The 18,541-nt window shown below is 68.3% G+C and carries 20 protein-coding genes; 6 read left to right on the plus strand and 14 right to left on the minus strand.

What is annotated here, in order from left to right; all coding sequences use genetic code 11:
• Positions 1-9: 9 nt before the first annotated feature.
• Positions 10-471: a MarR family winged helix-turn-helix transcriptional regulator gene (locus Q9G87_RS02935; protein ID WP_305914578.1), complete on the minus strand. Its 462-nt coding sequence runs from the start codon at positions 469-471 to the stop codon at positions 10-12.
• Positions 472-576: 105 nt separating this feature from the next.
• Between Q9G87_RS02935 and Q9G87_RS02940 the strand changes: the two genes are divergently transcribed.
• Genes Q9G87_RS02940 through Q9G87_RS02965 form a run of 6 tightly spaced genes read left to right on the plus strand, consistent with a single transcriptional unit; the run spans position 577 to position 3,983 of the window.
• Positions 577-921 carry a DMT family transporter gene (locus tag Q9G87_RS02940; RefSeq protein ID WP_305914579.1) on the plus strand — a complete coding sequence of 115 codons (345 nt, stop codon included), beginning with the start codon at positions 577-579 and terminating at the stop codon, positions 919-921.
• Between the two features lie 26 nt (positions 922-947).
• Positions 948-1,268 carry a DMT family transporter gene (locus Q9G87_RS02945; RefSeq protein WP_305914580.1) on the plus strand — a complete coding sequence of 107 codons (321 nt, stop codon included), beginning with the start codon at positions 948-950 and terminating at the stop codon, positions 1,266-1,268.
• Between the two features lie 6 nt (positions 1,269-1,274).
• Positions 1,275-1,427 carry a hypothetical protein gene (locus tag Q9G87_RS02950; RefSeq protein ID WP_305914581.1) on the plus strand — a complete coding sequence of 51 codons (153 nt, stop codon included), beginning with the start codon at positions 1,275-1,277 and terminating at the stop codon, positions 1,425-1,427.
• A 60-nt stretch (positions 1,428-1,487) separates the two neighbouring features.
• On the plus strand, positions 1,488-2,183 hold the full coding sequence (locus Q9G87_RS02955; protein ID WP_305914582.1) for a hypothetical protein: 696 nt from the start codon (positions 1,488-1,490) through the stop codon (positions 2,181-2,183).
• Positions 2,184-2,205: 22 nt separating this feature from the next.
• A complete protein-coding gene (locus Q9G87_RS02960) occupies positions 2,206-3,330 on the plus strand; it encodes a sensor histidine kinase (RefSeq protein WP_305914583.1) in 1,125 nt (374 codons plus the stop codon).
• Positions 3,327-3,983, plus strand: a complete 657-nt coding sequence (locus Q9G87_RS02965) for a response regulator (RefSeq protein WP_305914584.1) — start codon at positions 3,327-3,329, stop codon at positions 3,981-3,983. Before Q9G87_RS02960 ends, Q9G87_RS02965 begins: the two co-directional genes overlap by 4 nt.
• An 83-nt stretch (positions 3,984-4,066) precedes the next feature.
• Here Q9G87_RS02965 and Q9G87_RS02970 read toward each other — a convergent pair whose 3' ends face one another.
• The 13 genes from Q9G87_RS02970 to Q9G87_RS03030 form a co-directional block, all read right to left on the minus strand.
• Positions 4,067-4,660, minus strand: coding sequence for a hypothetical protein (locus tag Q9G87_RS02970; RefSeq protein WP_305914585.1), 594 nt, complete (start codon positions 4,658-4,660; stop codon positions 4,067-4,069).
• A 22-nt stretch (positions 4,661-4,682) separates the two neighbouring features.
• Positions 4,683-5,516, minus strand: a complete 834-nt coding sequence (locus Q9G87_RS02975; RefSeq protein WP_305914586.1) for an alpha/beta hydrolase fold domain-containing protein — start codon at positions 5,514-5,516, stop codon at positions 4,683-4,685.
• Between the two features lie 405 nt (positions 5,517-5,921).
• Positions 5,922-6,839 (minus strand): alpha/beta hydrolase, encoded by a 918-nt coding sequence (locus Q9G87_RS02980; protein WP_305914587.1) that lies wholly within the window; start codon positions 6,837-6,839, stop codon positions 5,922-5,924.
• A gap of 208 nt (positions 6,840-7,047) precedes the next feature.
• Positions 7,048-7,638 carry a TetR/AcrR family transcriptional regulator gene (locus Q9G87_RS02985; RefSeq protein ID WP_305914588.1) on the minus strand — a complete coding sequence of 197 codons (591 nt, stop codon included), beginning with the start codon at positions 7,636-7,638 and terminating at the stop codon, positions 7,048-7,050.
• Positions 7,639-7,690: 52 nt separating this feature from the next.
• A complete protein-coding gene (locus tag Q9G87_RS02990) occupies positions 7,691-8,773 on the minus strand; it encodes a hypothetical protein (protein WP_305914589.1) in 1,083 nt (360 codons plus the stop codon).
• Positions 8,774-8,848: 75 nt separating this feature from the next.
• Positions 8,849-9,664 (minus strand): oxidoreductase, encoded by an 816-nt coding sequence (locus Q9G87_RS02995; RefSeq protein ID WP_305914590.1) that lies wholly within the window; start codon positions 9,662-9,664, stop codon positions 8,849-8,851.
• Between the two features lie 1,287 nt (positions 9,665-10,951).
• Positions 10,952-11,953, minus strand: coding sequence for a LacI family DNA-binding transcriptional regulator (locus Q9G87_RS03000; RefSeq protein ID WP_305914591.1), 1,002 nt, complete (start codon positions 11,951-11,953; stop codon positions 10,952-10,954).
• Between the two features lie 82 nt (positions 11,954-12,035).
• The gene (locus Q9G87_RS03005) at positions 12,036-12,998 is read right to left on the minus strand and encodes an aldo/keto reductase family protein (RefSeq protein ID WP_305914592.1); all 963 of its coding nucleotides are present in this window, start codon (positions 12,996-12,998) and stop codon (positions 12,036-12,038) included.
• Positions 12,995-13,987, minus strand: coding sequence for a LacI family DNA-binding transcriptional regulator (locus Q9G87_RS03010; protein ID WP_305914593.1), 993 nt, complete (start codon positions 13,985-13,987; stop codon positions 12,995-12,997). The genes Q9G87_RS03005 and Q9G87_RS03010 overlap by 4 nt, the downstream gene beginning before the upstream one ends.
• Positions 13,984-15,318, minus strand: a complete 1,335-nt coding sequence (locus Q9G87_RS03015) for a GH1 family beta-glucosidase (RefSeq protein ID WP_305914594.1) — start codon at positions 15,316-15,318, stop codon at positions 13,984-13,986. Before Q9G87_RS03015 ends, Q9G87_RS03010 begins: the two co-directional genes overlap by 4 nt.
• On the minus strand, positions 15,315-16,136 hold the full coding sequence (locus tag Q9G87_RS03020; protein ID WP_305914595.1) for a carbohydrate ABC transporter permease: 822 nt from the start codon (positions 16,134-16,136) through the stop codon (positions 15,315-15,317). Before Q9G87_RS03020 ends, Q9G87_RS03015 begins: the two co-directional genes overlap by 4 nt.
• 2 nt (positions 16,137-16,138) lie before the next feature.
• Positions 16,139-17,077, minus strand: a complete 939-nt coding sequence (locus Q9G87_RS03025) for a carbohydrate ABC transporter permease (RefSeq protein WP_305914596.1) — start codon at positions 17,075-17,077, stop codon at positions 16,139-16,141.
• Entirely contained in the window at positions 17,064-18,347 is a 1,284-nt protein-coding gene (locus Q9G87_RS03030) for an ABC transporter substrate-binding protein (RefSeq protein ID WP_305914597.1), read from the minus strand. Before Q9G87_RS03030 ends, Q9G87_RS03025 begins: the two co-directional genes overlap by 14 nt.
• Positions 18,348-18,541 lie beyond the last annotated feature (194 nt).

An 18,541-nucleotide genomic window follows, 5' to 3' on the forward strand; every position in this document is an offset into this window, starting at 1 on the left:
CATAGGCCCTCAGCGCGCGGCGCCCAGCACGGTCAGGGCGGCGGCGAGTTGCGGGTCCGCCTGTCCCGCTTCCTCCAAAGCGGCACTCAGTGTCTCCTCGTAGGTGCGGCTCGCCTCGGCGTATCTAGCCCGGCCCGTCTCGGTGATGACCGTGTAGACGCCGCGCTTGTCATCCGGGCACAGATCCCGGTAGGCGAAGTCCGCCGCGTTCAGTCGCGCCACCAGGCGGGTCACCGAACTCTGGTTGAGCCCGACCTTGTCGGCCAACTCCTGCATGCGCAGTTCGCTGGTGGGGGAGGCGGCGAGGTGGCCGAGCGCACGGAACTCTGACAGGCCGATGCCGTGCCTTCGCTGCAGCGCGGTGGCGAGTTTGCTCTCCACGTGGGCGTGCAGCAGAAGAATGCGCTGCCAGGTGGCGGCGATGTCCGAAAGGGGCGGCGCGGGGACCGGGACGGGCGCTGTGGGGGCCATGGGACCTCGTGGTTCTTGAGACTGGCTTGACAGAAGCATACATGTACATGCAACATCCTTCCCGTTGGTCCATGTATTTGCACATACATACAAATAGGAGTCTCGATGGCCTGGATGTACCTGCTCATAGCGGCCGTCTTCGAAGTCGTCTTCGCCCTGGCCACCAACGCCACCGAGGGTTTCACCCAGCTGTGGCCGTCCTTGCTCACGGCCGCCGCGGCGGCCGGCGGGATCTTTTTCCTGAGCCTGGCGCTGAAGACGCTGGACGTCGGCGTCGGCTACACCGTCTGGACCGGCATCGGCTCGGTCGGCACGGTCGTGCTGGGTGCCGTGATCTTCGGCGAGGAGATCACCATCGGGAAGGCGCTGGCCTTCGTCCTGATCATCGGCGGCGTGCTGGGCCTCAAGCTCTCCGACCGCCTCTCCGCGGGCAAGCCGACCGCCGCCTGACCATCACCAGCTGAGGAAACGTCATCATGGCCTGGATCTACCTCTCCATCGCGATCGTCTTCGAGATCGGCTTCGCCCTCGGCACCAACGCCACCAAGGGCTTCACCCGCCTCTGGCCGTCGATCTTCACGCTGCTGTCGGCCGCCGGCGGCATCTTCACCCTCAGCCTGGCGCTCAAGACGCTGGACGTCGGCGTCGGCTACACCATCTGGACCGGCGTCGGCTCCATCGGCACGGTCATTCTCGGCGCCCTCATCTACAAGGAGAAAATCACCTTCGCCAAGCTCGGCTCGTTCGCCGCCATTATTGGCGGCGTTGTCCTCCTCAAGATCGCCGCGGGGATCTGATCCGCGATGCCGAACGCCACCCAACCCGCCTGGCTCACCGAGCTCCTGACCCAAGCCGTCGCCCTGGCCACCGAGCTCGGGCTGCCCGGCGCCGCGTACCGCGCCGCGCTGGAAAGCGGCCGGTACGCCCAGGTCGGGCCACGTCATACCCAGGTCTGACACAAAAGAGCCAGCCACGGTCCGATGTCCCAGGCGAGCCCCCACGAGAGAGTCGTGGACATGACATCCACCTTTCCCGGCCGCTGGGTCAGTGGCGTGACCATGGTGCTGGCACCGCTGTTCCTCCTGACAGGGGCCCTGTTGCGCGTGCCGTACGACTTCTTCTTTCCCGCTCAGCTCGCCGCGCACGAGAGTGAGCCCGCGCTGCTGACCACCTCCTACACCCTGATCGCGGTCGGCACGTTCCTGCTCTGGCCGGCCGTGGCCCTGCTCGCCGCCACGATCGGCTCAGGATGGGGGCTGGTGGGCGGGCTCTTCACCATGTCAGGGCTGTTCGCCCGGGTCTTACATGCGGGCGCCGACCACATGGCGTTCCGGCTGACCGACGCCGTGGGCGCGGACGCAGCCACGAAGGTGGTGTCCGAGACGTACGGCGCCTTCCAGCCGCTGTTGTTCCTCAATGTCGCCATCCTTGCAGGTTGGCCGATCTTGGCGTTCGGTGCCTGGCGCGCCGGAGTGCTCGGCCCGATCCGTGCGTTGGCCCTGGCGTCGGCGGCGGCTCTGCCGCTCGGAGTGCTGAAGGGCACCACACCGCTGTCCCTGGTGGCCTTGGCCGGGCTCGCGATCGCGTTGGTTTCGTACGGCTTGGCCGTACTGAACGCTTCCCCGCGGCCAAGCAGGGCGGCCGTGCTGCGATGGGTGCCCATCACGCTGGCCGCGCTCGGGCTGATGATCGTGCTGGGGCAGGCGGGGTAACATGGAACGATACGGTCGGCGCATGAAGCGGCTCCCGTATGTCGTCGATCTGGTGGCAGCCGTAGCTGTGACCGTGATCTACCTGGATTTCGCGCGCACGCCCGCCACGGACGGCTTACCCGCCTACAGCGGTCCAGCGTGGCTGGCCTGGGTCGTCGCGGCGGCGGCTGGGCTGCCCATCGCGGTGCGCCGCCGGTGGCCGTTGCCGGTCCTCGGCGTCGTGCTCGCCGCCGTCACCAGCGCGTCCATCCTCGACCTGACGCGCGAGCCGTACATCTCAGCGGGGTTGGCCGCCTACCTGGTAGGGCTCGCGGAGCCTGCCCGCCGTTCCGTGCCTGCTCTGGCCGTCGCGCTCCCAGCGGCTTCGGCAGGGGTCTATCTCGGCGAGGCGGTGATCACCCCGTCCGGCAGCGCGCAGGACGCGGGCGGACTGATCGCCCTGGTGCTGGTGGTGATCGGCGGCGCGTGGACAGCTGGGTTCACCGTCCGCTCCCGCCGAGCGGGAAGTCGTCGGAAGGCCGAGCACGCGCTGGTGGCCGAGCGCCTGCACATCGCGCGCGAGATGCACGACATCGTCTCGCACAACCTCAGCCTCATCGCCGTCAAGGCGGGTGTCGCGGCGCATGTGGCAGCGGACGACCCGCAGGAGGCCAGCGCCGCGCTCAAGGTCATCGAGGAGACCAGCAGGTCGGCGCTGACCGAGATGCGCCGCGCACTCGGCGTCCTGCGCACCGACGGCGCCCCGATGGGGCCGGTGCCCGGCGTCGAAGGTCTGGACGGGCTCGCCGAGGAGACACGCCGGGCAGGGGTCGAGGTCGCTTTGAAGGTGCGTGGGCTGGCGGGCCTCAACGAGGGCACGCAGCTGACGGTCTACCGAATCGTGCAGGAAGCACTCACGAACGTCGTCAAGCACGCCGCCCCGACCCGCTGCATTGTCACCGTGACGGCCCGAGGCGGTAGCGCCGCCATCGACGTCGTCGACGACGGGCCCGGCGGCCCACGCCGCAAGCTTCCAGGCGGGCACGGCCTGATTGGCATACGGGAGCGGGCCCTCATGTACGGCGGAACCTTCACTGCAGGCCCGCGCGAGGAGGGAGGCTTCGCTGTGTCAGTACGGCTTCCGCTCCAGGGGGAAGGCAGTCCGTGAGCGGCGTCCGCGTTCTGATCGCCGACGATCAGGCCATGGTGCGCGGCAGCTTCCGCGTCCTCGTCGACCACACACCCGGCTTCCAGGCCGTGGGTGAGGCGGCCACCGGTGTCGAGGCTATCGAGCTGGCCCGCGAGCACAAGCCGGATGTCGTTCTCATGGACATCCGGATGCCGGACGTGGACGGCATCGAAGCCACCCGCCGCATCTGTGCCGATCCGGCGACGGCAGGCGTCCGGGTGCTCATCCTGACCACGTTCGACCTCGACGACTACGTCTACGCGGCCCTTCGAGCAGGAGCCGCGGGTTTCCTACTCAAGGACACCCCTCCGGCTGAGGTGCTCAACGCCATCCGCGTGGTCGCCGACGGTGACGCACTGCTCGGGCCCTCGATCACGCGGCGGCTCATCGCGGAGTTCGCCGGCCGGCCGCAACCTGGGCATCGGCTGGTCAAGAGCCTCGACGGCCTTACCGGACGCGAGCGGGAGGTGCTCGCGCTGATCGCCCACGGCCTGTCCAACACCGAGCTGGCCGAGCACCTGCAGCTGAGCATGGCCACGGTCAAGACGCACATCGGCCGGCTGCTGGCCAAACTCCAGGCGCGCGACCGCGCCCAGCTGGTGATCATCGCCTACGAGACCGGCCTCGTCTGACCAGCCAGGGCATGCGGCCTGGTTGCCGTGGCAGATCTTGCGAGCTCACGAGCCTGTCTCCTGATCTGCAGGATCGGGGTCTGCTATGTCGAGGCGGCGCGCAGCGTCGCGGCAACGGCCGCCGCGTGGTCGGGGTCGGCCATGACCTGACCCCCGTGGACCAGGGCGAAGTGGGTGCTGTAGGCGGCCCTCCTGGCGTCGGGTGACAGGGCGTGGCGTACTGAATCACCGCCTGCCAGCGCGGCCGGACTGCCTCCCGCTCCGCTTCGCCCGGGCGGTGATGCCACCTGCAGCTCGGGCAGGCCGGCATGCCGGTCGCGGTATCGATGGAGAAGATGGTGCGCCTGCTGTCCAGGGAGCGGTGCGGATCCGCAGATGGGCCGGCCATCCACTCGCCCGGTGGCCCCGTCGATCGAATGGCCGGTCAGCTCCGACTCGTAGCCGCCGATGAGCTCGGCGAGCGGGGAGTCGTGCCCGACCGACCACGTCTCGCCCCGCTCGGCCGAAGCCAGCGCGGCGGCGAGCACCGGGTGATCGGCGACGCCGGCCAGCTCGCACTGGCGGCGGGCTTCGGCGACCGCGGCCCGCCGCTGCAGGTCAGGGGCGGCATTGTCGATGGCCTCGGCGAGCTCCCGGTTGAAGACCCGCAGGGCATTCGCCGCGATCTGCATGTCCATCTGCCTTCACTTTCGGTCGGCCTCACAGTGCGCCCTTCAGCGCTCGTGCCTGCCGGCGCCAGAACTCCCGCGAGACCTCGGCCTTAGGAAATACCAGGTCGAAGCCGTGGAAGGCGCCGGGGATGACGTCGAGGTCGCAGGGGACGCCGCTGTCACTCAGCCGGCGCGCGTACTCGACGTCTTCGTCGTGGAAGAGATCGAGGGTGCCGACGCCGATCCAGGCCGGAGGAAGACCGGTGAGATCCTCGCGGCGGGCTGCGGCCGCGTACGGGGAGACGTCCGGGCCCGCGACGGCGTTGCCGAGGTAGGACGACCAGCCGTATCGGTTGCTCTTGGGCGTCCAGACGCGCACCTTGCGGGTGTCCAGGTCGGTTCTCGTCGTCGTGCGGTCGTCCAGCATGGGGTAGAGGAGCAGTTGGAAAACTGGGCGGATCTCGGCCCGGTCATGGGCGAGCAGCGCGAGGGCCGCGGCGATTCCGCCGCCCGCGCTGGCACCGCCGATCGCGATGCGATCGATGTCGATGTGCAGGTCGCCCGCGCACTCGGCCAGTCCACGCAGCGCGGCGTAGGCGTCCTCGACCGCGGCGGGCGCGGGATGGTCCGGCCCCAGTCGATAACGAACCGCGGCGACGGTGATGCCGAGCTCGCGGGCGAAGGCGATGTTCGTACGGTCGTCCTGCTCGGGTGCGCCGAAGATCAGTCCGCCTCCGTGTATCCAGAGCAGCGCCGGAGCCGCTGCCTTCAGGCCGGTCGGTTGGAAGACGCGAACCGAGACGGGCGGTGCGCCCTTGGGCCCGGGCACGACGATCTCCTGAACCGTGACGTCCGGCCCTGGATCGGTCGGGCGCCACTTCACGCTCCGAACGATGCGCGACGACAGACGTCCGTAGGACACATTGGGGATAAAGCGACCTCGTTTGAGATCGGGGTGGAAGGCACTCATCGGGTCCTCGTTCTTTCCCTCATCGAGGGTGTATGGAATCGTCTGGCCACGCGGCGGGTGGCCAGCGTCGAGAGTGGGGACGGTTGTGAAGCCGGTGCGACACCGACGATGGGCCATCAGACGCGGAGCCGTGTCGCGTTCGGCGTCGGTGCGCGCGTAGCTGAAGCCGCCGTCGTGGTCAGCCGTCCCGGCCGTCGCCTCCGGACCGGGACGAGGTCGCGGACCTGCGCGCCACCGCAGGCCATGTTCGCGTCTGTTCCCCCCGTCCCGATCCGGCAGACGCGCGGCTCTTGCGACTGCCGCGCCTGTACCGCTCGGTCAGATCTTGGTCTTCTCGCGGACCCACGCGCCGATCTGTGCGATGGCGGCGTCGGTCTCCGGAATCCGGCCGGCTCCGTAGACGTACGAGTGCTGGCCTCCGGGGACCACAACGGTCGCCGTGTCGATTCCGGCGTCCTTGACGCGGGCGGCGAACTCCTCGTCCTCGCCGGCGAGGACCTCGTACGTTCCCCAGGAGACGAGGGTGGGGGGAAGACCGCTCAGGTCCGCCCGGTTCAGGTTGATCCGGGTGTCCGTGAACTCGATGCCCGTGCCGCCGATCCAGGCATCCCGGAAGAACTCCAGCAGTTCCTTGCTGAGAATCTTGTCCGTCCCGGCGTTGGTCGCGATGGTCTCGTTGGCGATCTCGAGGTCGCACCAGGGGGAGATCGACACGATGGCGCCGGGCAGGGGCTGCTTCTTGTCGCGGAGGCGAAGCGCCAGGGCGACGGCGATGAACCCGCCGATCGAGTGGCCGATCGTGATGATGTTTCCCGGCGCATACCCTTCGGAGAGCAGCCAGGTGAAGGCCGCCTCCGCGTCGTCCACCTGAGCCGGGTACTTGTGTTCCGGTGCGCGCCGGAAGTCCAGGACCAGTACGGGGGCCCCGGCGGCCTTGGCGATATGGCCGGCGAGCTTTCTGTCGACGTGTGCTGACGCCAGAACGGAGCCCCCGGCGTGAGTGTGCAGGAGGACGTAGTCGGTGTTGGCGTCGACGGGTTCGCACCAGATTCCCAGAACGCCACCCGCGTCCACCTCCCGATAGGTGACGCCTTCCGGCTCCCGGGCCGCGAGATGGACTTGCTCCGCCTGGATGCGCGCCGCATCCAACTCGGACGGGGGATTCGCCCCTGTGGCCAGCCATTCCGCGAATTGGATCGCTTCCGGGCTCAGTTCAACAGCAGCGTGCTCAGACATTTGGTACCTCCATGGGGCCATTTGGCATACCGGCCCGCCAGGACCGGTATCGCCGGGGTTTGTCAGGCGGTGTGGGTGGGGTAGTCGGTGTGGCAGATCTCGTCTGCCACGGCGGTGGTGACCTCGACGGCGAAGCGGATGCGGTTGTCGAGGGAGCCGCCGACCTTGTTCGACCGGACCAGCTTCTGATCGGTACGCGGATGGCGTCTCAGTTGTGCTGCTCGGCATCCAGGAGTGCGAGGGCGTTGCGGATGCCCTGTTCGAGGAGTTGGTCGGCGAGCTGCCGGTCGGTCAGGGCGCGGGAGAGTTGCAGTGTCCCGGCCAGCATGCCGAGGAGGCCGAGTGCTTTCAGACGCGCCGACGGTGGATCGTGGGGTGCCAGGCGGGCGGCGAAGTCGTCGATGAGGACAAGCGCGCCGTCGGTGTATGCCTGCCTGGTGGGATCCGTGGAGCGTGCGATCTCGTCGAGCAGGGCGGCGTTGGGGCAGCCGTCCTCGATGTTGTCGCGCTGCTCGGGGGAGAAGTACCAGCGCACGATCTGTTCGAGTCCGGCACGGCCGGGCGCTGCCTGCGCGACGATGTTGGCGTGTTGTGCGCGCATCTGGTCGGCGACCGCGGCGGTGACGAGTTCGTCCTTGGAGGGGAAGTAGGCGTAGAGGGCGCCGTTGGTCAGGCCCGCGTCCCTCATGAGGGTCGCGACTCCGGAGCCGTCGATGCCGTCCCGCTTGAGCCGGCGACCGGCCGTCGCAATGATCCGCTGCCTTGTCTCCTGCTTGTGTTCTTTCGCGTACCGCACCATGCGTTTCTCCATCGCAGCCGGGGCTAGCGCTGCAGATACCGCCCCGGCCAGGTCACTGTGCCGCGTTGGCCAGGAGAGCGGCGAAATTGATCCTCCCGGTCTGCAGTTTCGCGTCGTGGGGCTCGGGGACCCCGCCGTTGGTGATGTACAACCGGTCGCCGCGAACCGCGGTCGCGGAGGGCGATGCGAGACCGTCCGCGCTGGTCAGAACGGCCTTGTAGGTGCCGTTCGGGTAGACCACCACGATCCTGTCCGGACCGTTCTGCGAGGAGGAGCCGTTCTGCGCCACGAACACCACATCGGACCACGGGGTCAGGAAGCTGAAATCGTCGATGTTGGGCAGGCCGCCCGCGACAAGGCGGATGGGACCAGCCGCGCCGGCGCCGGTGACCGGTACCCGCAGCAGTGTTCCCTTGTTGAAGTTGCTGACCCACAGAGCGCCGTTGTGGAACCTGAGCCCGTTGGCCCCGATCGGCAGGGCTTCGGTCGGAACCGGCGCGAGAGCGGCATCGGTCAGCCACGGGGTCACCGATCCGCCCGAGACCGGAACGGACCAGATGATGCTTTTGAAGCTGTCCGCGATGTAGAGGGTGCGTCCGGCCGGGTCGATGGCCAGCCCATTGGGGCCCGCGTCGGCGGGCAGAGCGGCGATGCGCTGAGGGGTACCGTCCGGACGCAGCGTGTACACGCCGTTCCTGGCCGCGTTGCCCGGGGCCCACACGCTGTAGTAGACGGTGCCGTCACTGCCACGGGTGTTGCCGCTGATCGCCTCACCCACCTGCCCGGTGACGAGCACCGTGCGGCCTCCGGACGCGGAAATGCGCATCAGCTGCGGCCCATGGGTGCGCTGGCACACCGCGCAACTGCCGAGCATGGACAGGATCATTGAGCCGTCGGGGTTGACGGTGATGTTCTCGGGGATCTCGCCGGCGGCGTAGTCGAACTGCGCCGCGGTCCGTACATCGGTGACGACGGATCCGCGATACGAGTGTCCCGTCCCTGCGGACGCGGACGTCGCCGGCCCCAGGACGGCCGCCGTCGCGGTGACCGCCAGCGCGATTCCGACGTTCTTCTTCAGAAAACGCCTTGCGCTCGATGCACTGCGCCGGGCCGTTTGCTGGCGTTGCTGCTGCATGACTCTCCTCGCAAATCAACGAGTGACTGATCAATGGACTTTCGGCGACATCACAGATGTCGGGTACATCGGAGGTCAGGCGGGCATGCGGTTGTTCTTGCGGATCTGCTTGTCGAACGTCCTGGCGGGGACGAGGCGGCGCGCCGTGGTGACGCGTGAGGCCAGCGGGCCGGCGGTGTAGCGCAGCTTCGGCTTCTTGTCGGTGGCCGCAGTGACGATCACCTTGGCGACGGCGGCGGGGTCGTCGCCGTTCTTCATCGCAACCGCCAGCACCTCGTCGAAAACGCGCCGTCGCTCCGCGTACAGAGGCAGCGGGGTGTCGGGCTGCGCGGCGTTGGTGTCGAAGCCGGTCTTGGTATAGGCGGGCTGGACGAGGAGGACCCGGACGCCGTGCTCGCGGACTTCGTGGTCCAGCGACTCGGAGTAGCCCTCGATGGCGTGCTTCGACGCGACGTAGAGGGCCATGAAGGGCTGGGGGGCGACCCCGAGGACGGACGAGATGTTGATGACGCGTCCGCCACCCTGGGCGCGCATGTGCGGTAGGACGGCCTTCGTCATACGGATGACACCGAGGAGGTTGATGTTCAGGACGTGCTGGGCCTGGGTGACGGAGTTCTCCTCGACGGCGCCCGCCGAGCCGATGCCTGCGTTGTTGACCAGGACGTCGATGCGTCCGAACCGGTCGATCACCTCTCCGACCGCGGCGGCGGCCGAGTCGTCACTGGCCACGTCGAGATCGAGGTACGTCACACCGGCGGGCGGGGTGAGCCCGGAGGTCTTGCGGCCGGTTCCGATCACCTCGAAACCCGCCGCGGCGAAGGCGCGGGCCGCCTCCTTGCCGATCCCCGATGAGGCACCTGTCACGAGCACCACCGGCCGAGTTGTCCCCATCACGGACTCCCTTGATTTTGTATTACGTTCGTATACCTTACGTTCGTACGACCATACGGTGGTCGCCGGTCGATGGCAAGTGGTCACGTCCGGCGATCCGAGAAAGATCCGGGAAGCGCTCCGTGTTCTCCGGCGGCGTAGCGGTTCCAGGCCCCGCCGCCTTCCCGAAGGAGGCGGGTGGTGGTCTTGTCGTGGTAGCTGAGGGCGTCGGCGACGACGGGGCAGGCATCTCCAGGAGTTGCTGCCGGATCGCAGCACCGCGGGCGGCGGCCGGGAACAGCCAGCGAGAAGCGCGGTTGGTGGCGGTATTCATGTTGTCGCGTGCCGCAATGTAGTCCATTAGCAGGGCGGCGGCCGGCCCGGGGACGGGCGAGGGCGGTTCCCCGAGGCGCAAGAACACGTCTTCTTTGTCGCGGAGCAGGTCGTCGACGGTGAGCCGGACGACGCGGGTAAGGGGTTGTGCGTAGAGGAGCACGACAGCGACACCCGCGCGCTGATCGAACGAGCACTCGCAGATGTCATCCCAACCATGGGATACGAGTAGCGGCCGGACAGGACACGCGCTCGCGAGCGGCGCTGCCCTCGTCGCCCTTCCGACGCCCGCTATCGGCGCATAGACGAGCGTCGAGGTGCCTCTAACGCGCGGCTCCGTGGTCGACGCTCCGCGTCATATACCGCCGGGTGGGGGCCATGGGGTGAGGGCGCCTACGCGGCATGGCCCTTTCTGGTCAATGTCATGATGATCGCATGCCTGATGCGTGACCGAGCGGCCTGCCTGTACTCGTAGGGGGTGCAATTTGGTTGGGACCAGCATGATCGCTGTGGTCGATCCATCCAGTGAAACCAGGCGTCGAGTATCTGGCCGACCTGGCGGCACTCCTGCTCCCATCCCGGAGGAGTGGCATCCGTGACTTCCGACAGTGTGGGCAGACCGCGAGCGCCGGTACCACCGGGTCCGGAGGACCGGACGTCGAGTGCAAAGAGCGCCGCCAAGGGTGCGAGCCGGCACAGCGCCAAGGGCAATCCCTCAACCTCCGTCCAACCGTTCGCGGAGCGGCGCATCGACCCGTCGCGCTTGGTCAGGAAGACGTCGACGTAGGACGCATATCCCGAGTCCACCGGCCCATGCTCCCGCCCTGCTCGCCGACTCGTTATTCACGGCGCTTCGCACAGCCGTCGGATCAGTAGCCAGTTCCCTGCTCGACCCACTCCGCGGTCCGGTCCGACGTCCGCCCATAGGGTGATGCTTGCACAGCAATGCTCGGTTCTGGCCCTCGCGATACGCGTTCAAGCGGATTCGCGGATGACCAGTTCGGTAGGGAGGATGAGTGGGGTGGGCTGCTCGCCGCGGATCAGGGCGAGTAGCATGCGGGTCATCTCGCGGCCGAGGGCCTTGATGGGCTGGCGCACCGTGGTCAAGGTGGGATGGGTGTGCCGGGCGGTCACCACGTCGTCGAACCCCACGACCGCGATCTCACCGGGCACGGCCCGGCCGTGCTCTTTGATCACGCCGAGCGCGCCCACGGCCATCTCGTCGGAGGCGACCAGCACGGCGTCGAGGTCCGGGTGCTCGGTCAGCAGGCGAGCCATCGCGGCGGCTCCGCTGGCCTCGGTGAAGTCGCCGTGCGCGACCCGCTCGGCTCCGAGCCCGGCCAGCGCCAGCGCCTCGCGGAAGCCGAGGTAGCGGGAAAGGCCGACGTGCATATCGAGCGGCCCGGTGATGGTCGCGATCCGGGTGCGGCCGGTGGAGATCAGGTATTCCGCCGCCTGGCGCGCGCCGTCCCGGTTGTCGGCGTCCACGTACCAGTGGTGAGACCCGCCGAGGGAGCGTCCGCCATATACGACGGGGACGCCGCCCTCGGCGGCCACCTTCGCCAGGGGGTCGTTTTCCCGCAGGGCCAGCAGCATGACACCGTCGGCTCTGCGGGACTGCAGGACACGGGCCAGCCGGCTCCTGCCGCGCTCTGAGGCGGCCAGGATCAGCAGCAGCTCAAGGTCGGTTTCCTCCAGGACGGCGTTCACCCCGACGACGACCTCGGCGAAGAAGGGGTTGGTGAACAGGGCCTGGTCGTCGCTGGAGACCGCCAGCACGACCGCGCCACTGCGCTGGGTGGCCAGGGAGCGGGCGGCGACGTTGGGCACGTAGCCCAGGTCCTTGATGGCCCGCTCCACGGCCTGCCGCGCGGCCCGGCTGACATGCGGGGCGTTGTTGATCACCCGGGACACCGTGCCCCTGGAGACTCCCGCCCGCCGGGCCACCTCGTCCAGCGTCGGCTGCCGATCCGTCATTTTTAGGAGCGCTCCCAAGGGTTTACATGCTGGTCATGCGGAGCGTACCAGGCTTTCACTCTGTGAGCGCTCCCAATCGCGATCAGGGCCTGGTGAGCGGGCTGAACGGCCCATCCGCCATGCGTTCCACCACGTCGTCCAAGATCTCGTCGATCGCGCTGAGCACGTCATCTCCGAGGGGCACCCCGGATGCCGCCGCACTGTCGTGCACCTGCTCGGGCCGCGAGCCGCCGACGATCGCAGCCGAAACCCCAGGGCCGCGCAGCACCCAGGCGATCGCCAGTTGCGCCATGCTCAGTCCGAGGTCCGCCGCGATCGGGCGGAGCCGCTCCACGCGCGTCAGGACGTCGTCGGTCAGCAGGCGGTCCACGAACTCCCTGCGTGCCTCGGCGGGCGGCGCCTGGCCGGGGGAATAGCGCCCAGCCAGCACGCCCTGGGCCATCGGCTGGTAGACGAGCTGGCCGACACCTTCCTTGGCGCATAGTGGGAGGATCTCCGGCTCGATGACCCTGCGGAGCATGTTGTACTGCGGCTGGTTGGACACGATCCGGTCCAGGCCCAGGTCGTCGGCGATCCGCAGCGCGTCGGCGATCTGCTCCGCCGTCCAGTCGGAGACGCCGACGTACAGGACCTTGCCGGCTCGCACCAGGTCGTCGAAGGCCCGCAGGGTCTCCTCCAGCGGGGTGGCGTAGTCGTAGCGGTGTGCCTGGTAGAGATCCACGTAGTCGGTGCCGAGCCGGCGCAGGGAGCCGTCGATCGAGCGCATGATGTGCTTGCGGGACAGGCCGCGGTCGTTGGGGCCGGGGCCGGTGGGCCAGTAGATCTTGGTGAGGATCTCCACCGAATCGCGGCGGATGCCCCGCAGCGCCTGGCCGAGCGCCTCCTCTGCGCGGGTCTCGGCATAGGCGTCGGCGGTGTCGAACGTGGTGATCCCGGCGTCGAGGGCAGCGTGCACGCAGGGTTCGACGGTGTCCTCGGTCAGCCAGTTGCCGTAGGCGATCTCGCTGACCATGAGCCCGCTGTGCCCCAGATGGCGAAATTTCATGAAGTCTCCCTTGTCACGAGGTGTGGGGTGAGGACGAGCACGGATCGGCTCGGTGTCCCGCCGCCGATCAGCTCGAGCAGCAGGCGGACCATCTCCCGGCCCATGTCCTCGACCGGCTGATGGACCGAGGTGAGCCCGGCCTGCTCGGCGAGTGGCGAGTCGTCGAAGCCCACGACGGCCACGTCGGCGCGGCCTGCCTCGCGCAGCTCCCGCAGCGCACCCAGGGCCATCAGGTCGGAGGCGGCGAAGACCGCGTCGAGGTCGGGCCTGCGGGCCAGCAGTGCCCGCATGGCTACGGCACCGCTCTGCTCACTGAAGTCCCCGTCTGCCACGAGTTCGGGGCTCTCCTCGATCCGGGCGGCGGTCAGAGCGTCCCGGTAGCCGCCCAGTCGGTGGACGCTGACGAGCATGTCCATCGGCCCCGTGATGGTCGCGATCCGGCGCCGTCCCCGCTCGATCAGGTGCCGCACCGCCAGGTACGCTCCCGCCTGGTTGTCCACGTCCACGACATGAGCGGCGAGAGCGGGATCGAGCGGCCTGCCGCCCAGCACCGCTGGGACGCCGAGCTCCCCCAGGTGGGACGGGAGCGGATCCTCGTGGTGCAGGGAGAGCAGCAGGACTCCGTCCACGTGGCCGCCCCCGAGATAGGCCTCCAAGGCTGACCGCTCGCTGCTCGACCGGGCCATGGTCATCAGCAACTGCCTGCCGGACGACGTCAGCTGCGCCGCGATGCCGCGTACGACGCCCGCGAAGAACGGGTCGCTGAACACGCGCTCGGGAGACTCGGAGATGACCAGCGCGACTGTGTCGGTGCGCCGGGTGACCAGCGAACGCGCGGCCCGGTTGGGGGTGTAGCGCAACTCCTCGATGGCCTTCTGCACGGTGAGCCTGGTTTTCGGGCGCACCTTGGGGGAGCCGTTGAGCACGCGGGAGACCGTGCTCCGGCCGACCCCCGCGTGCGCGGCCACCTGCTCGATCGTGGGTCTCACAGCCCACCGCGCTTGATCACCTCGGCATACCAGCGCGCGCTGTCCTTGGGGGTACGGCGCTGCGTGGCGAAGTCGACGTGAACCAGGCCGAACCGCTGGGCGTACCCGTGCGCCCACTCGAAGTTGTCCAGCAGAGACCAGGCGAAATAGCCGCGCAGCGGCGCTCCCTGCGCCACGGCATCGTGGCAGGCGCGCAGGTGGCCGTCGAGGTAGGCGATCCGGTCGGCGTCGTGAACCTCGTCGTCGTAGGCCGCGCCGTTCTCGGTGACGTAGAGGGCGGTCACCGGGTAGTCGCGGGCGAGCCGTACGAGCAGGTCGGACAGCCCGCTGGCGTCGATCTCCCATCCCAGGGTGGTTCGCGGCCGCCCGCCGTCCACGAACCGCACCGTCTCCGCCCCGACGTAGGGGCTCGGCTTGCCCGGCGGGCTGGTGGGACCGTCGCCGGAGACGATGGCCGGGGTGTAGTAGTTGACGCCGAGGAAGTCCAGCGGCGCGGCGATCACCTTCAGGTCGTCGTCACGGACGTGCTCGAAGTCGGTGATCTTGGTCAGGTCCTGGACCACGTCCGGCGGGTACGCGGCCCGGAACAGCGGGTCCAGGAAGATCCGGTTGGCCACGCCGTCGATGCGGCGCGCGGCGTCCAGGTCCTCGGCCGAGCTGGTGGCCGGGCGCATCTGGGTGGGGTTCAGCGTGATGCCGACCCGCGAGCCGCTCATGGCGCTCGCCGCCATGCCGTGACCGAGCAGCAGGTGGTGCACGGCACGGATGGCGGCGGCAGGCTCACGCCGGCCGGGCGCGTGCTCTCCGGTGGCGTACCCGAGGAAGGCCGAACACCAGGGCTCGTTGAGCGTGGTCCAGTGCGTCACCCTGTCGGCCAGCGCGTCGTGCACGGCGGCGGCGTAGTCGGCGAAGCGCAGGGCCGTGTCCCGCACGGGCCAGCCACCGGCGTCCTCCAGCGGCTGGGGCAGGTCCCAGTGGTACAGCGTCGGCCACGGCTCGATCCCGCGGCTCAGCAACTCGTCCACAAGGCGCCGGTAGAAGTCCAGGCCGCGCTGGTTGACGGGCCCCGATCCGCGCGGCTGCACCCGCGGCCAGGCCACGGAGAAGCGGTAGGCACGCAGGCCGAGCTCGGCCATGAGGGCGACGTCGTCGCGGTAGCGGTGGTAGTGGTCACAGGCGACGTCGCCGGTGTCGCCGTCGCGCACGTTGCCGGGCTGCGCGGCGAAGACATCCCAGATCGAAGGCTCGCGTCCGTCCTCGGCGGACGCCCCCTCGATCTGGTAGCTCGAGGTGGCGGCCCCCCAGAGAAAGCCAGGATCGAACGTGTTCACGCCTTGACGGCTCCTTCCATGATGCCGCCGATGATCTGGCGGCCGAACGCGATGAAGACGACCAGCAGCGGGAGCGTGGCGATCAGCGTCCCGGAGAACATGAGCGTGTAGTCGGTGTAGTACGTGCTGGACAACTGACTGAGCGAGAACTGGACGGTCGGGTTGTCGGCCTCCAGAACGGCCAGCGGCCACAGGAACTCGTTCCAGGTGCCCATGAAGGTGAACAGCCCCAGCACGGCGGCGCCCGGCCGCAGAGCGGGTAGCACGACCTTCCAGAAGATGCCGAAGGTCGAGCAGCCGTCCACCCGCGCCGCCTCGACCAGCTCGTCGGGGACGGCCCGCTCGGCGTACTGCCGCATCAGGAAGACACCGAACGCCGAGACCAGGAAGGGCACGATGACCGCCTGCAGCCGGTTCTGCCAACCGAGCTCTACCATGATCATATAGAGCGGGATGATGCCCATCTGGACCGGGATCATCATCGTGGCCAGGATGACGAGCAACAGCGCGTTCCTGCCGCGGAAGCGCAGCTTGGCGAACGCGAAGCCGGCCAGCGAGCAGAAGAACACCACCGACACGGTCACGGTGATGGAGGCGATCGCGGAGTTGACCATCCCCAGCAGGAAATTGGCGTCCTCGGCCGCGAAGAGCCGCGTGACGTTCTCGCCCAGGTTGCCGCCCGGGGTGAGCGGCGGCGGCCAGTCGCCGACGACGTCGTTGGCCCGGGTGGCCACGACGAACAGCCAGTAGAGCGGGAAGACCGACAGCGCGATCGCCACCAGCAGGGTGAGGTAGACCAGGGGTCCGGAGTTTCGCATGGCTATCTCGCTCTCCGCGTGACCAGGAAGTTGACCAGAGCGAAGACCACGATGAGCAGGAAGATCATCCAGGCGACAGCCGAGCCATAGCCGTAGTCGAAGTCCCTGAAGGCCTTCTCGAACATGTACATGGCCACGGTCTGGAACTGCCGCAGACTGCCGCCGGAGATGGCGTAGCCGCCCTGGCCGAAGATGAGCGGCTCGGTGAACAGCTGCATCCCGCCGATGGTCGAGATGATCACAGCGAACAGGATCGCCGGCCGGATCAGCGGCACCGTGATACCCCAGAACTGCCTGATCTTGGAGGCGCCGTCGATGGCCGCCGCCTCGTACACGTCGCGCGGCACCGACTGCATCGCGGCCAGGAAGATCAGCGCGTTGTAGCCGGTCCATCGCCAATCGACCATGACCGAGATCGCCAGCCAGGACGACCACTTGTCCGCCCGCCAGTCCACAGGGTCCACGCCCAGCAGGGCGAGCAGGCCGTTGGCCATGCCGGCGTCGCGGTCGAAGATCTGGCTGAACACGATGCCCACCGCCGCAACCGAGGTGACGATCGGCGCGAGCACCCCCATCCGGAAGAACGTCAGCGCACGCAGCCGCTGGTTGAGCAGGCTCGCCACGACCAGTGCCAGGAGCAGCTGCGGCACCGTGGCCAGCACGAACATGCCGAGGGTGTTGACGACCGCGTTCCAGAAGTCGGGGTCGGCGAACAGATCCGCGTAGTTCGCCAGCCCGACGAAGCCCGCGTTCCCTGCCAGGTCCCAGTCGTGCAGCGAAACCCATGCGGTGTACAGCAGCGGGAAGAGTCCGAAGACCCCGAAGATCACGAAGAACGGCGCCACGAAAAGGTAGGGCGAGCCCACCAGGTCGAGGCGGGACAGCAGCCCCGCCCGCGACCTCGCGTGCGTAGCGGATCGCGCCTTGTTACTTAGCAGCACGCTTGGCGTCCTCGACAGCCTTGGTCCACGCCTCGTCCGGCTGGAGCTTGCCCTGCTCGACGGCCATCAGCGCGTTGCCGACCCGGTCACCGACCGGGTTGTTGTTCGGCCCCAGGTACACCGGCTTGAGCGCCTTCGCGCTCGCTCCGAAGATCTTCCCGACGGGAGCGTTGTTGAAGTAGTCGTTGACGAAGCCCTGCACCGCCGGGTCGTCGATGGCCTGCGGCGATGAGGGGAAGTTGCTCTTGGCCTTGAACGCCGCGATCTGCCCCTTCGGGCTGGTGAGGAATTTGACCAGCTCGGCCGCTTCCTTCTGATGCTTGCTCTGCGTCGGCACCGCCAGGAACGAGCCGCCGCGAACGGCTCCGTCACCCGGCACGCGCGCTACGTCCCACTTGCCGGCGTTCTCCGGACCCGCCTGCTCCTCAATGACGCCGAGCATCCAGGACGGGCACGGGATGGTGGCGAAGGTTCCCTTCTTGAACCCGGCGTTCCACTGCGGGCTCCACTGCGCGAGATTCGCCGACAGCCCACCCTGGATCATCTTGACCGCCTGGTCCCAGGCCGCCTTCACCCCGGGATTGGTGTCGATCACCAGGTTGTTGGAGGTGTCGTAGTAGGTGTGGTCGCCCTGCTGCATCAGGATGTTCTGATAGATGCCGCCGGCCGAGTCGAAGAAGTGCGCTCCCGTCTTGGCCTGAGCGAACTTCTGCCCGGTGGCAAGGTAAGCGTCCCAGGTCGGCCAGAGCTCGCCGACCTTCTCGCGATCGGTGGGCAGCCCGGCCTTGGCGAACAGGTCTGTTCGGTAGCACATGCCTTGCGCGCCGACGTCGGTGCCGAGCCCGACGAGTTTGGAGCCGTCGTTCGTGAGCGCCTGCTTCCACTTCCATTCCAGGAAATCGGCCTTCAGCGACCCGGCTCCGTGGTCGAGGAGGTTCACGAACTGCTCGGGCTTGGCCATGAACTGGATGAGGATGCCCTCCTCCAGCGCGACCACGTCTCCGGCTCCGCTGCCCGAGGCCATCCACTGCTGCAGCTTGGGCAGGTAGTCGCCGAGCTGGGCGATGCTCTCCTGCTTGATCGTTATTCCAGGATGAGCGGCCTCGTACTGCTTATAGAGCTCCTCGTAGCCGAACTCGCTGAAGGTCTTGACCACCAGGGTGATCTTTCCCGGCGTCGCGGTGTCCGGCGTCTGTGCGCCGGCGCCGCACGCCGCGAGCAGGCCGGTGAGGGTGGCGGCGAGCAGCGGCCGCGCCAGCCTTGTCGTCATGTCATATCTCCCTGCTTCCGGGAGCGGTTCCAGTGGGGGCGGAGCCGCTTGATACACTCGACTACCTGCGTTGACGCCGCGGAGGATGCCGGTGTTCTTGTGCAAATTCCGTGCACTATTGGGAGCGCTCCCAGCCGATGTTAAGGGATTGTCGCACAGCTGAGAAGGGGGCGAAGAGAACAAGGATCAATCTC

Source organism: Nonomuraea turcica, from assembly GCF_030718205.1.
GTDB lineage: Bacteria > Actinomycetota > Actinomycetes > Streptosporangiales > Streptosporangiaceae > Nonomuraea.